Genomic DNA, 13,145 nt, shown 5'->3' with positions numbered 1-13,145 from the left:
ATCAGGCCGCCTTCGACGTGGAGCCAGCGGCGGCGAGCGAGGTGACGGCGACCGCGCGGAAGGCGATCCCGTGCCGCTTCTGTCCGTTGAACTCGTTCTCCCACGCCGAGGCGACCAGCCCGGTCAGGGCGACCGGGGTCCCCATGGTCAGGTCCTCGGAGACGCCGGGCTGCGGAACGGTGAGCTTGAGGATCTCCACCTCGTCGGGCGTGGAGAACATGACCTCCACGGTCATCAGGGTCACGCCGTCCTTGTCGAGGGCGATCTCACCGGTACGGCGGTCCTTGACCTTCGGCTGCGGGGCCTTGGCGACCATCACGGTCGCGTTGGTGGTGTCGACGGGAATCTGACGCATGATGGAACTCCCTTTCAGGGGCGGGAGCGGCGTACTTGCTTGGCGGTGGGTCGCCGCTCCTGTGCGTTGACGGGTGGCCCGCAGCAAAGCCGCGGGCGTTTGCGCTTCAATCTGGTGCGCACCAGTAGGTTGCATCTGGTGCGCACCAGATGTCAAGCGTTGTCGCCGGTCCGGCTCTCCAACTCGCCTTCCTGTGACTCTTCTAGAGAACCGCTTCTGCCAACGCCCCGGTAGCCAACAGGGGTTAACACCCGACTCGTTAACCCCTGCCGACCTGCGCGGATGTGAGGCATGCTGCTATTAAGGCTTGGCAACCACAGGCGGGGCGAGGCGACATGGCGAACGGACTCAGGGCAGCGAGGAGTGCACGGGAGTGGTCGCAGGAGCGGCTAGTTCGAGAGATCGAACGTCATGCGCGTCAGCACATGCTCACCGTCGCATCCACGGCCAGCCTGCGCGTTTACGTCTCGGAGTGGGAGAACGGCCGCCGCTCGATCTCAGCCCGCTACGCGAAGATCCTGCGCGCTCTTCTCGGCATCACCGACGACGAACTGCACGGCAGGGCCGAAGCGTTGGCCGTACCCGTTGTGGCTGACGGATACGACGAACTCATAAGCCGGATCGACTCCGCCCGCAGCGTCAGCCTCACCATGGTGACGACGTTCATGGATCAGACGGAACTGTTCAGGACCATGGACCGGCAGATGGGCGCCGCCAGCCTTGTCGACCCGATGACGGGGCACCTGGCGAAGCTCGAGGACGCGCTCACCTTCGCCGTACTTCCGGAGACCCGGCGCCCGGTCGCCCTCGCGTTGGCTGGGGCCGCAACGCTGGCCGCATGGCAGGCACTTGATGTGGGCGCCGTGGAACGAGCCTGGCGCCACTATGAGTTGGGCAAGCGGGCGGCACAGGAGGCTGACGAGCCGATGTATCTCGCGCACGCCACGGCCGAGCAGGCGTATGTGCTGTGCGACGCGGGCCGGGCCTCCGTCGCCGTCCAGCTGATACGGGATGCCCAACGCGTCGGAGGCAAGGCGATGTCCCCACGACTCATGGCCTGGTTGTACGCGGCCGAAGCCGAGATCTGCGCCCGGGCGGGGATGCCGGACGACTGCCGGCGGGCGCTGGAAAACGCGATGCGATGCCTGCCGCCGGGGGAGGAGGCCCGAGACGCGGACATGCTGAGCATCTTCTTGAACGAGGGGCACCTCAGCAGGTGGCGCGGCAACGCACTCGCCCTGATAGGCGACGACGAAGCGGTGACGAGCCTGTACGACGCCCTTGATTCCGCGGACCCCACCTTCATACGAGCGTCGGCGGGACTGCGGTGTGATCTCGCCCAGGCGCACATGGCGCGCGGCGAATACGACCAGGCGCACGAGCACCTGCGGCAGGCCCGACTGCTGGCGAGCCGTACCGGATCAGTGCGTCATCGCCGCCGGATTGAGCAGCTCACGCAGCGGTTGTAGGCGCGGCTCCAGCACCGCGTGAGGCGAGCACGTGCAGGAGAGCCACGAGCGTCCCCGAGCCCATGAGCTCTCCGCGGGCCATCAGTCCGGGAATGTCCGCGAGAGGCACCCAGGCGACGTGCCCTGCTTCTTCGAGGTCGGTCGGTTCTCCGACGAGCTTCGCGCCCTGGCCCACGTAGATCTCGTGGGGTGAGTCGACCATGCCGACCATGGGCTGATAGGTGACCACGTGTTCCAGGGCATCCGGCCGCCAGCCGGTCTCTTCCTCGACTTCCCGCAGTGCGGCCTGTGCGGCGTCTTCTCCTTGGTCGACGATCCCGCCGGGCAGCTCCCAGCCGAACGAGTCGGGGACGAAGCGGTAGCGCCAGAGCATCAGCACGCGGTCGTGGTCGTCGAGGACGGCGGCGATGGCGACGTGATGAAGCCGTACGACGTGATGCTCGAAGCGTTCTACGCCGGGCGGCTCGACGTCCACCAGGCTGAGCTTCACCCAACGGTTGTCGTACACGGTCCGCTCACCGTGAATCTGCCACGGCTCCAAGTCTGTTGGCGTTTCAGTACTCACGGACCGGTCCGGCACGCGGTACGAGCTACGGCCGTGCACCTCGATGGCGCCCTCGGCGATGAGCTTGGCCAGCACCTGCCGAAGTGCCGTACGGCCGATGCTCAGCTCTTCCGACAGAGTCCGCTCGGATGGGAGCTTGGAGCCAGGCTGATACTTGCCCGTCGAGATCCACTCGCGAATCGTGAGGTAGACCCGCTCCGACTTCGGTCCCATCCCCTAAGCACGCTCCCATCAGCCCATTGCGTACGCCATAGCTTAGCGGTGGGGCGTGACAGCCGTCAGGGGCGATCAGCGGAGCGCGGTAGAACTTTCCCTACTTCATCAAGTGCCCGCGCAAGCGCGGGCTGGCCCCTGGGGCCCGACCCCTCTGCGCCTTCGGCGCCGGGGTCGGCCCCTGGGGCCGCAGCAAGCGACGGCCCATGAGTAGAGACCTGGACAGGGAGTGCCCCGGTCAGAACGTGCCTCCGGCGGGGGCGCTCAGGCTCCGAGATGGCGGGGGCGCCGTTCGCGTGTGCCGGCCGAGTGTGGCGTGCGCGGGGTGCTCCCATCCCGTCTACCGTCGACCCAGGCGGAGCCGAGCAGTCGCGGCCCAGGGCGTCAAGGTCGTTCGTACAGTGGCGCGCTCCACCTTGACGCCCTGAACCACGCCCGCTCCACGGTGTGTGGGTCGACGGCAGACGGGATGGGAGCTGGGGTGAGTGGTGGGTCAGGGAAGGGTCAGCGGCGCCGAGGTTTCCAGTCGGCCACGTCGAGCAACCAACAGCCGAACAGCACAACGACCGCGGCGGAGGCCCTCACCGCCAAGCAGAGGTGTGGCGCGTTGGTCAAAAGGTCGCCGCCCAAATTGGCGATGGCTCCGGCAGCCATGGTCAGCTGTCCCCAACCGAACGCGACCGGCCGGTGGACGCTGCCACGGAACCACCCCGGCACCCAGCCCCAACCAAGGGTGGCGACTCCCCCGACAATCAGCACCGGCGCGCCGACCACCTCGATAAATTGCCCAATCACGATCGGCCTCCACTTCGGAGCGGGATCCTGACACACTCCCCGCGGATTGCCCAGTCGACCGCTCTCAGCTCCTTCCCCCCACCGGACCGGCTTGGTCCTGCGCCCCAAACTCCGGCCCGGATCAGTCTTCAGCGCCGTGGTAGTAGACCGTAAGACTCGGCCGATCGTCGTCCGCAGTGATCTCCGTGTGCATGACGAGATCCTGAACCTCAACCGGGCCGAGGTTTTCGATGGAGTCTGCGACTCTGCGGAGCAGCGCGGGCAGGTCAGCCTGCCCGGCTCCCTCGGGGTTGGCCTGGGAGAAATGTTTGATCGTCCACGATTCCATGTGCTGATGATCGCGCAAGCGCCGACCGTCAGCCGTCCCGCTCAGGCAGACCGCCCCGGGGTTCGGTACAGCGGCGAAGTACAGCAACCTCCGCGCCCACGACCCACCACCACCAGACGCAAGCAGCCGACTGGCCTGCCGTACTGACCTCAGCGACCGTCCCGCCCATAGTTCGCATCGACGAGGCACGGGGATCAGCCGGGCGGGTGCGGTGCGTTAACTCCCCGCCTATGGTGCTCCAGGGGGAACCTGTGTTCACACGGTCACGGGGACTGGGTGGATCTCGTCGGCTCGGTGGCCAGCGCGTTCGTGGATGCGCTGGACCGCTTCGGCCGAGGGGGCCTCAGAAAGGCAGTAGACCGTGCCGGACTCCGGGTCCGCCCAGGCTTTCTCGAAGTGGACCCCTTCTTCCTGCTCAATGGCAAGATCGGCCCCGTGGGCCTGTCTCAGCTGGTCGGCCGTGATGCCGTTCATCCCGTGGTGGACGTCCATGAACTGGGGCATGGTGTCACGCCTCCTTCCGGCTCTCGCGTCCCGGCGCATTGCCGAGTCGCGCTTGCCAGCTCCGTCATCTCCATCCTGCGCCCGTACGACTGTGACAGCGACCGTGCAAGCCCCGGCCAGCGGGTTCCCAGCACAAGGGCACCAGACGGGAGAGGCGTCTCAGAGCTACCAGCGTGACGGAAAGCCATGCGTGCCCTCCACGTGCCCGATCCAGCAGTACCGGACGGGGAACAACGGGGAGCTGCGGCGACCGTACCCGAAACGCACAGGTCAGTCTGGTCAGGTCAGCCCCCGTCCAGTTACGCGATCTTCCAAACTGGTGCTTCGGTCGTCTATTAGGGCACCGACGGCCGAGTTCTCCGGTAAGCGGTGAACTCCATACCGAATCCGACGACAGCGAGGGCGACACCCAGCCAGAAGAGCAGCGAGCTATGCCGTTCCACTCCGCCGAACAGCATCACATCCACGCCGAGGATGGGGAGAAAGATCCCTCCTGCGGTGTACCACTGTCCTTTGCGTGCCTTGTTGATCGCCGAAGCCGCACCGAGCAAAAGGATCAAGGACATGAGCGCCATCCACACGGCGACACCCTCGCAGCGAATGATCTCCTTTGCAACAGGCCCAGTTCACACGGTCGCTCACTCGCGAGTGCGCCGCCTTCCGTTTCTGTGCTCAGGAGCGGCTGTACAGCAGCGAAGTACAGCAACCACAGCAACCGACGATGCCCGTCAGTGCCCATCAGCACCCTTCCGGCAGCCTGTATGACCGCTGATGACCGATCTCTGTAGAGCTATGGATCAGAAGGTGCCCGTGCCCCTGCCGTGCCCGATCGACCGGTAACTAGCGGGGAACCACGGGCACTCACGGACAGCGCACGCGAGGACGGCCCCTGACCGATTTACCTGGTCAGGGGCCGTTCACGTGCGGTGGGTGTGGGATTTGAACCCACGGTGACATCGCTGCCACGACGGTTTTCAAGATTGCTCAGGGGTTGACCCGCCCATTGAGGCTCCATCGATCTCATGCAGTCATCCGGCAGCACCGGAGCGGTCTGCTCGGCGTCAGCGTCGAGTTCGTCGCATCAAGGCCCAGGCCAGTCCAGGCACAGCACGGTGGCATCGTCGCGTGGGTCGTGGTTCGTGGTCTCCAGGACGGCTTCGGTGAAGACACGCACGGCGTCGCGAGGGTGCCAGTCGCCGGTCTCCTCGATCAGCTTGCGCAGGCCGAAGTCAGTGCCATGGGGTTCCAGCATGCCGTCGGTAAGGAGGATCAGGCGGTCGCCTGGACGCAGGTCGAGGTTCTGGAGGCGATACCCCGGGTGCGGAGTGATGCCGAAGGGCAAGTCGACCAGGGGGGCGATCTCCTGGACTTTCCCGTCGCGCAGGCGCAACGGCCAGACGTGGCCGGCGTTGACGAGGGCAGTGCGGCCGGTATCGAGATCGACACGTAGTAGTTGACCGGTGACCATGGCTTGGCCGCCATGCTCGGCGACCGCCTGATGCACCCGGTCGGATTGGTCGGCGACGGCCTGATGGGTGTGGTCGGCGTAGTGGGCGACCGCCTGATGGGCGTCCTCGGCCTGGGCGACCAGGTCCGCGCCCGCCCGCCGGGCGTTACGCAGGGCGCCGACGACCACAGTGGCCAGCAGTGCGGCCTGCACGTCGTGGCCCATGGCATCGGTGAGGGACAGGTGCAGGGCGTGACGGTCGAGGGTGTAGTCGAAGGTGTCCCCGCCGATGTCGTGGGCCGGTTCCAGCGCTCCCGCGACGGTGAACCGACCGGCATCGCAGGTGAAGGAATCGGGTAGCAGGCGATGCTGGATCTCGGCTGCCAGAGACAGCCGTGTGGTGCGGCGGCCCCATTCATACAGATCGGTGAAGCGCCGGTTGACGATCACCACATAGGCCAGAGCGTGGGCGGCCTCAGAGATGAGTCGTGTCGTCTTCCGGTCTGGCGGTGCCGGCAGGGTCAGCTCCAGCACACCGATCGCATCCCCGCGGTCGGTCACCGGCGCAAGGACGCGGACCGGGGCCGCCCCGGCTTCTCCAGAGCGCTCACCGACCTCCAGCTGCAGGTGCTGGGAGCGGATCACCCGGTCGTAGGCAGTGCCGGAGAGCTCGATCTGCTCTGGCTGCCCCCTGTCACCCTCAAGAGCAGCCCCGGTCAGCCGTACGAGAGCTCTGCCACCGAGTTCCGTGATCAAGAAGGACACCTCGACCGCGGCGATCTGCTCCTGCAGGACCTGCGCCATCACGGCGACTGACTCCACCGGCGGTGCCTTCTCCACCGCCGCCAGCATGCTGCCCAGCCAAGTCCCTTCAGCAGTCACGTTCTGCGCCTCCTTCGTCGGCCTTTAGGGGCCCGGCGGACGGGGACTTCTTGCTCATCAATTCTGAGGTTCGCCGCCGATAACGCACAGTTTGTCCGCAATGCCCCTAGCGTATCCCCGTCCACCTCTGTCGGCCGATGCGCGACAGCCGACCCGAATCACCCATCAGCGACCCGGCGGCGGCCTGCATTTGACCGCCGATGACCGATCCCTATAGAGGTGCGGATCAGATATGCATGGAGACCGCGTCTCGCGTTCAGCGAAGAGGATGGCTGTTGGCTACTGCAGTCGAATACGTGTCGAAATTGTGGAAGGGCGCTCGATGGTGACCAACGTCGACAACTGCCGACAGCTCAGCAGCAGGTCAGAGTATTGATCGATTAGGCGGCCGCAGGTCAGAGCCGCCCGTGATCAGTTGTGGCTGTTCTGAGGAACGAGCGTGCGCGGCCGCGCCCTGGCCAGATCGCCCCCTTGTGTGCTCTTCGTGTACGTGTCACACAGTTCAGAGGCGGGGACCTGGGGAGGGGAGCACTGTATGTCGGTGTTGGGTGGCTATCCGGTAGGACCGTCGGCCTGGGCCGTCGAGCGGTTTGGGCGGCATGCCGGCACGCTTGCCGCTGCGGTCCCGGTGCAACTGGTCCAGGCGCACGGGAAAGCTCATGCCGCGCACCTTGCCGCGGGACTGAAGAAGCGGAGTCCGTACGGTGTCGCCCTTGCGGGCGTGGTGCGCGAGAACCTGGCGGAGACGGCGCGCGAGCTGGGGGAAGCCGTGCGAGACGTGCGCGGATACGAGTATGCGGTGATCAACGATCACGCACTCTTCCCGTTCCGGTACGCGGACAGGCCGAGGCCCCTGGACCGAGCCCGGTTGCCCGCCAATGCGTCGCCCACTCGGCACCGGCTGTTCCGGGCGCACGGGCCGCAGCCTCCGGAAGGCCTGTTTGACGTCGATGAGGACTTGGCGACCGAGGAGTACCTGGGGCTGCACGAAGTGTTCGAGGAACTGGGAGCTTCCACCAGGCTGGTCTGTGTGTTCTTCACGGCTGACGCCGAAAACGGCATCCATGCCATCCACTGGGGGGACGCCCATCTCGAACCTGACCGTACCTTCACATGGCGCTACAGGGAACAGCTCCCGGTCGCTCCCATGCAGCTGGAGTGACGGACGATGGAGCCGTGGCATGGACGTGGCTGGTCGGGGCTGACTGAGTCCCGGGCCGTCCCTGGGCCGTGCGAGGACGGCCGAAGCTGACAGAGGACGCCCACGGGTGACCACCCCCACCCCGCTCTGGCCTGGGCCCCCGGAGTTGATCTGCGACACTGGATGGGTTATGCCTGCACCCGGAGAACTCACATTCGTCGCCCCCCGCGGAGCCAAGAAGCCGCCGCGGCACCTCGCCGACCTCACGCCCGCCGAGCGCAAAGAGGCGGTTGCCGCGATCGGTGAGAAGCCGTTTCGCGCCAAGCAGCTCTCGCAGCACTACTTCGCGCGGTACGCGCACGACCCCGCGGAGTGGACGGACATCCCGGCCGCCGCGCGCGGCAAGCTCCAGGAGGCGCTGCTTCCCGAGCTGATGACGGTCGTGCGGCATCTGTCGACCGACCAGGACACCACCCGCAAGACGCTGTGGCGCCTGTTCGACGGCACGCTCGTCGAGTCCGTGCTGATGCGCTACCCGGACCGGGTGACCATGTGCATCAGCTCGCAGGCGGGCTGCGGGATGAACTGCCCGTTCTGCGCCACCGGACAGGCCGGGCTGGACCGGAACCTGTCCACGGGCGAGATCGTGCACCAGATCGTGGACGGGATGCGGGCCCTCAGGGACGGCGAGATCCCGGGCGGCCCGGCGCGGCTGAGCAACATCGTCTTCATGGGCATGGGCGAGCCGCTCGCCAACTACAAGCGAGTGGTGGGCGCCATCCGCGCGCTCACCGACCCCGAGCCGGACGGGCTCGGGCTCTCGCAGCGGGGGATCACCGTGTCGACGGTCGGGCTGGTGCCCGCCATCCACCGGTTCTCCGACGAGGGCTTCAAGTGCCGCCTCGCCATCTCGCTGCACGCCCCGGACGACGAGCTGCGCGACACCCTCGTGCCCGTCAACACGCGGTGGAAGGTGCGCGAGGTGCTGGACGCCGGCTGGGAGTACGCGGCCAAGTCCGGGCGCCGGCTGTCCATCGAGTACGCCCTCATCCGGGACATCAACGACCAGGCATGGCGTGGTGACCGGCTCGGGCGGCTGCTCAGGGGCAAGCCCGTACACGTCAACCTCATCCCGCTGAACCCGACACCAGGTTCGAAGTGGACCGCCTCGCGGCCCGAGGACGAGAAGGCCTTCGTCGAGGCGATCGCGGCTCACGGGGTGCCGGTGACCGTCCGGGACACCCGGGGCCAGGAGATCGACGGAGCCTGTGGTCAGCTCGCCGCCACCGAGCGGTAATCTGGCGAGGTCCAACCACATCTTCATATTCCGACAGGGGAGCGCCACAGCGCTGAGAGTGCGGTAGCCGGAGCACCGGTGGGCCGCAGACCCTCTGAACCTTGCCCAGGTCATTCTGGGTAGGAAGTTCGGGCATCACTCAAGCTGTTGCGCCCTGCCCGGGAACCTTCCGAGGATCCCGGGCAGGGCCGCGTCTCTTCCTGGTCATCCCAGGAGGAATTCAGTGATCACCAAGAGGACGACCACGGCCGCCGTCATCGGGCTGGGCCTCGTCACGCTGTCCGCGTGCGGGTCCTCCGACAGCGGCGGTGCCGGGGACTCCAAGACCATCACGCTCGTCAGCCACGACTCGTGGGCCGTGTCGAAGAGCGTGCTGGAGGACTTCGAGAAGCAGTCCGGGTACAAGGTCAGGGTCCTCAAGGACGGCGACGCCGGGCAGGCCGTCAACAAGGCCATCCTCACCAAGGACAACCCGCAGGGCGACGTCTTCTTCGGCGTCGACAACACCCTGCTGTCCCGCGCGCTCGACAACGGGCTGTTCCAGCCGTACGAGGCCAAGGGCTCCGACCAGATCGTCCAGCAGTACCGGATCGACCAGGACAGGCACCGGGTCACGCCCATCGACTCCGGTGACATCTGCGTCAACTACGACAAGGCCTACTTCAGCAAGCACGAGCTGGCCCCGCCGGCCTCCTTCGACGACCTGATCAAGCCCGCGTACAAGAACCTCCTCGTCACCGAGAACGCGGGCACGTCCTCGCCCGGCCTCGGCTTCCTGCTCGGGACCGCTGCGAAGTACGGGGATGGGGGCACCTCCCGCTCGAGCGAAGCCGAGAGTGGGGGAGGCTGGCAGGACTACTGGAAGAAGCTCAAGGCCAACGGCGTGAAGGTGGTCGACGGCTGGGAGCAGGCCTACAACGACGAGTTCTCCGGGTCCGCGGGCGGCAAGAAGGCCAAGGCCGACCGGCCGCTGGTCGTCTCGTACGCCTCCTCCCCGCCCGCCGAGGTGATCTACGCCGATCCGAAGCCGAAGACCGCGCCGACCGGGGTCGCGAGCGGCACCTGCTTCCGCCAGGTCGAGTACGCGGGGCTGCTGAGCAACGCGAAGAACACCAAGGGCGGCAAGGCGCTTCTCGACTTCCTCATCAGCGTCAAATTCCAGGACGACATGCCGCTGAACATGTTCGTGTACCCGGTCCGCGAGACCGCGCAGGTACCCGAGGAGTTCGTGAAGTTCGGCCCGCAGGCCAAGAACCCCGAGACCCTGGCCCCTGCCAAGATCGCCGGCAACCGTGACCAGTGGGTCAAGTCGTGGACCTCGCTCGTACTGAAGTAGCGCCTCGAAGGAGCCGCAAGGAGAGCGTGACGCGGATGGGGCTGATGGCCCTGCCCGTCGCGTTCTTCGCCGTCTTCTTCGCCTATCCCGTCACCGCGATCGTCGCCCGTGGCCTCAAGATCGACGGGGCCTGGCGGTTCGGACGGATCGGTGAGGTGCTCGCGCAGTCCGACATCCGGCACGTCCTGTGGTTCACCACCTGGCAGGCGCTCGCCTCCACGGCGCTCACGCTGCTGATCGCGCTCCCCGGCGCGTATGTCTTCGCGCGCTTCGATTTCAGGGGCAAGCAGGTGCTGCGGGCGGTGGTGACCGTCCCGTTCGTACTGCCGACGGTCGTGGTCGGTACGGCGTTCCTGGCCCTGGTGGGCCGGGGCGGACTCCTCGACCAGCTGTGGGGTGTACGGCTGGACACCACCGTCTGGGCGATTCTGCTCGCGCACGTCTTCTTCAACTACGCGGTGGTCGTACGGACCGTCGGTGGCCTCTGGTCGCAGCTCGACCCGCGTCAGGAGGAGGCCGCGCGGATGCTGGGTGCCTCCCGGTTCGCGGCCTGGCGCAAGGTGACGCTGCCGGCGCTGAGCCCGGCCGTGGCCGCCGCCGCGCTCATGGTCTTCCTCTTCACCTTCACCTCGTTCGGTGTGGTGCAGATCCTCGGCGGGCCGACCTTCTCCACCCTCGAGGTCGAGATCTACCGGCAGACCTCGGAGATCTTCGACCTCGCGACCGCGGCGGTGCTGACGATCGTGCAGTTCGTGGCGGTCGTCGCGATCCTCGCCGTGCACGCCTGGACCGTACGCCGCCGGGAGACCGCCCTGCGCCTGGTGGCCCCGGAGGTGACCGTGCGCAGGCCGCGCGGGGCCGGCCAGTGGGCACTGCTGGGCGGGGTCCTGGCGAGCATCCTCGTTCTTCTCGTCCTGCCGCTCGGGGTACTGGTCCAGCGGTCCCTGGACGCACCCGGCGGCTACGGATTCGCGTACTACAAGGCGTTGACCTCGGCCGACAGCGGCATCTTCCTGGTGGCGCCGATCGCGGCGATCGGCAACTCGCTGGAGTACGCGCTGGCCGCCACCGCCATCGCCGTAGTGATCGGCGGTCTCGCGGCCGCCGCGCTCACGCGGCGTACCGGGCGTCTCGTACGGGGTTTCGACGCGCTGCTGATGCTGCCGCTCGGGGTGTCCGCCGTGACCGTCGGGTTCGGCTTCCTGATCGCGCTCGACGAACCGCCGCTGGATCTGCGCTCCTCCTGGATCCTGGTGCCGCTCGCGCAGGCTCTGGTGGGCGTCCCCTTCGTCGTGCGCACCATGCTGCCGGTGCTGCGGGCGGTGGACGGCCGGCTCCGGGAGGCCGCCGCCGTCCTCGGAGCCTCGCCCTGGCGGGTGTGGCGGGAGGTCGATCTGCCGTTGGTGCGGCGGGCGCTGCTGATCGCGGCGGGGTTCGCCTTCGCCGTGTCACTGGGCGAGTTCGGGGCGACGGTCTTCATCGCGCGGCCCGACAACCCGACCCTGCCCGTCGCCGTGGCCCGGCTGCTCGGGCGCGCGGGTGACCTCAACTACGGCCAGGCGATGGCCCTTTCGACGATCTTGATGGTGGTGTGCGCGGTGGCCCTGCTGCTGTTGGAACGTATCCGCACCGACCGGACGGGGGAGTTCTGATGGCGCGACTCGCGAAGCAAGCGACGCAGGAGGAGCAGGAGGCGCAGGAGGTGACGACGGAGCATCCCCGGATCCAGGCCCAGGCCCGGACCCAGGACCGGACACAGTCCCGGACGCGCGAGGCCCTGCTGAAGGTCGAGGCCGCGACCGTACGTTTCGGCGGTCGGCCGGTGCTCGACGCCGTCGGCCTCGATGTCGCCGAGCACGAGATCGTGTGTGTGCTCGGACCGAGCGGCAGCGGCAAGTCCACGCTGCTGCGGACGGTGGCCGGACTGCAGTCGCTCGACACGGGCCGCGTGCTCCTGGCGGGACGCGACCAGGCAGGGGTGCCCGCGCACAAGCGGGGTGTCGGGCTGATGTTCCAGGACCACCAGCTCTTCCCGCAGCGGGACGTGGGCGGCAATGTCGCCTTCGGGCTGCGGATGCATGGCGCGTCGAAGGAGCAACAGGGCGCACGAGTCGAGGAGTTGCTGGAGCTGGTGGGGCTGCCCGGAGCCCGCGCACGCGCCGTCGCCGCCCTCTCCGGCGGTGAGCAACAGCGGGTCGCGCTGGCCCGTGCGCTCGCCCCGCGCCCCCGGCTGCTGATGCTCGACGAGCCGCTCGGCCAGCTGGACCGTTCGTTGCGGGAACGGCTGGTCGTCGAACTCCGGCAGCTCTTCGGCGAGTTGGGCACGACGGTGCTCGCCGTCACCCATGACCAGGGGGAGGCCTTCGCGCTCGCCGACCGGGTCGTGGTGATGCGTGAGGGACGGATCGCCCAGTCCGGTACGCCACTTGAGGTCTGGCAGCACCCGGCGGACGAGTTCGTGGCCCGTTTCCTCGGCTTCGACAACGTGGTCGCGGCGACGGTGCGCGATCGGCTCGCGGACACCCCGTGGGGGAGGGTCCCGGTGCCGGAGGGCACCGCGCAGGGCCCAGGCACGCTTCTCGTACGGCCCGCCGGGGTGCGGCTGGTCGACCCCGCGGACGGGCTGCGCTGCACCGTGGCCGCACGCACCTTCCGGGGCACCCACGTCGCCGTACAGCTGAAGCCGGAAGGCGCGCCGCCCATTGAAGCGGCGTGCGCGCTGCGGGAGGCGCCCGCGCCCGGTGACGAGGTCGGCGTGGCGTTCGAGGCCGCCGAAATCGTGGTGCTCGGGGAGCCGTCGGCGCCCTAGGGTG

At 67.8% G+C, this 13,145-nt stretch carries 13 protein-coding genes and 1 riboswitch; of the genes, 6 read left to right on the top strand and 7 right to left on the bottom strand.

What is annotated here, in order from left to right; genetic code table 11:
* Position 1: 1 nt before the first annotated feature.
* The gene (locus tag ACIRA5_RS23560; protein ID WP_148014060.1) at positions 2–355 is read right to left on the bottom strand and encodes a hypothetical protein; all 354 of its coding nucleotides are present in this window, start codon (positions 353–355) and stop codon (positions 2–4) included.
* A 425-nt stretch (positions 356–780) separates the two neighbouring features.
* Here ACIRA5_RS23560 and ACIRA5_RS23555 point away from each other — a divergent pair, with 425 nt between their 5' ends.
* Positions 781–1,824, top strand: a complete 1,044-nt coding sequence (locus ACIRA5_RS23555) for an XRE family transcriptional regulator (protein ID WP_382290378.1) — start codon at positions 781–783, stop codon at positions 1,822–1,824.
* Here ACIRA5_RS23555 and ACIRA5_RS23550 read toward each other — a convergent pair.
* The 6 genes from ACIRA5_RS23550 to ACIRA5_RS23525 all read right to left on the bottom strand — a co-directional run bounded on the left by ACIRA5_RS23550 (position 1,808) and on the right by ACIRA5_RS23525 (position 6,558).
* Entirely contained in the window at positions 1,808–2,602 is a 795-nt protein-coding gene (locus ACIRA5_RS23550; protein ID WP_403693505.1) for an NUDIX domain-containing protein, read from the bottom strand. The two genes, ACIRA5_RS23555 and ACIRA5_RS23550, sit on opposite strands and share 17 nt — an antisense overlap.
* Positions 2,603–3,106: 504 nt before the next feature.
* Positions 3,107–3,397 (bottom strand): hypothetical protein, encoded by a 291-nt coding sequence (locus ACIRA5_RS23545; RefSeq protein ID WP_403693504.1) that lies wholly within the window; start codon positions 3,395–3,397, stop codon positions 3,107–3,109.
* A gap of 121 nt (positions 3,398–3,518) precedes the next feature.
* Entirely contained in the window at positions 3,519–3,743 is a 225-nt protein-coding gene (locus ACIRA5_RS23540) for a hypothetical protein (protein WP_403693503.1), read from the bottom strand.
* Positions 3,744–3,980: 237 nt separating this feature from the next.
* Positions 3,981–4,229, bottom strand: a complete 249-nt coding sequence (locus ACIRA5_RS23535; RefSeq protein WP_403693501.1) for an SCO4226 family nickel-binding protein — start codon at positions 4,227–4,229, stop codon at positions 3,981–3,983.
* 335 nt (positions 4,230–4,564) lie between these two features.
* A complete protein-coding gene (locus ACIRA5_RS23530) occupies positions 4,565–4,804 on the bottom strand; it encodes a hypothetical protein (RefSeq protein WP_403693499.1) in 240 nt (79 codons plus the stop codon).
* Positions 4,805–5,310: 506 nt separating this feature from the next.
* Positions 5,311–6,558, bottom strand: coding sequence for a PP2C family protein-serine/threonine phosphatase (locus ACIRA5_RS23525; RefSeq protein WP_403693498.1), 1,248 nt, complete (start codon positions 6,556–6,558; stop codon positions 5,311–5,313).
* A 535-nt stretch (positions 6,559–7,093) separates the two neighbouring features.
* Between ACIRA5_RS23525 and ACIRA5_RS23520 the strand changes: the two genes are divergently transcribed.
* The 5 genes from ACIRA5_RS23520 to ACIRA5_RS23500 all read left to right on the top strand — a co-directional run bounded on the left by ACIRA5_RS23520 (position 7,094) and on the right by ACIRA5_RS23500 (position 13,141).
* Positions 7,094–7,720: a hypothetical protein gene (locus ACIRA5_RS23520; protein ID WP_403693496.1), complete on the top strand. Its 627-nt coding sequence runs from the start codon at positions 7,094–7,096 to the stop codon at positions 7,718–7,720.
* A 169-nt stretch (positions 7,721–7,889) separates the two neighbouring features.
* On the top strand, positions 7,890–8,996 hold the full coding sequence (gene rlmN / locus ACIRA5_RS23515; RefSeq protein ID WP_099920438.1) for a 23S rRNA (adenine(2503)-C(2))-methyltransferase RlmN: 1,107 nt from the start codon (positions 7,890–7,892) through the stop codon (positions 8,994–8,996).
* A gap of 25 nt (positions 8,997–9,021) precedes the next feature.
* Positions 9,022–9,140: riboswitch (TPP riboswitch) on the top strand.
* A gap of 82 nt (positions 9,141–9,222) precedes the next feature.
* A complete protein-coding gene (locus tag ACIRA5_RS23510) occupies positions 9,223–10,332 on the top strand; it encodes a thiamine ABC transporter substrate binding subunit (RefSeq protein WP_403693863.1) in 1,110 nt (369 codons plus the stop codon).
* Positions 10,308–11,984, top strand: coding sequence for an ABC transporter permease (locus tag ACIRA5_RS23505; protein WP_403693494.1), 1,677 nt, complete (start codon positions 10,308–10,310; stop codon positions 11,982–11,984). Before ACIRA5_RS23510 ends, ACIRA5_RS23505 begins: the two co-directional genes overlap by 25 nt.
* On the top strand, positions 11,984–13,141 hold the full coding sequence (locus ACIRA5_RS23500; protein ID WP_403693493.1) for an ABC transporter ATP-binding protein: 1,158 nt from the start codon (positions 11,984–11,986) through the stop codon (positions 13,139–13,141). Before ACIRA5_RS23505 ends, ACIRA5_RS23500 begins: the two co-directional genes overlap by 1 nt.
* Positions 13,142–13,145: the final 4 nt, after the last annotated feature.

Origin of the sequence: Streptomyces sp. NPDC096311 (assembly GCF_044763085.1) — a bacterium.
Lineage (GTDB): Bacteria > Actinomycetota > Actinomycetes > Streptomycetales > Streptomycetaceae > Streptomyces.
This window is presented reverse-complemented; position numbering and strand designations above follow the sequence as displayed.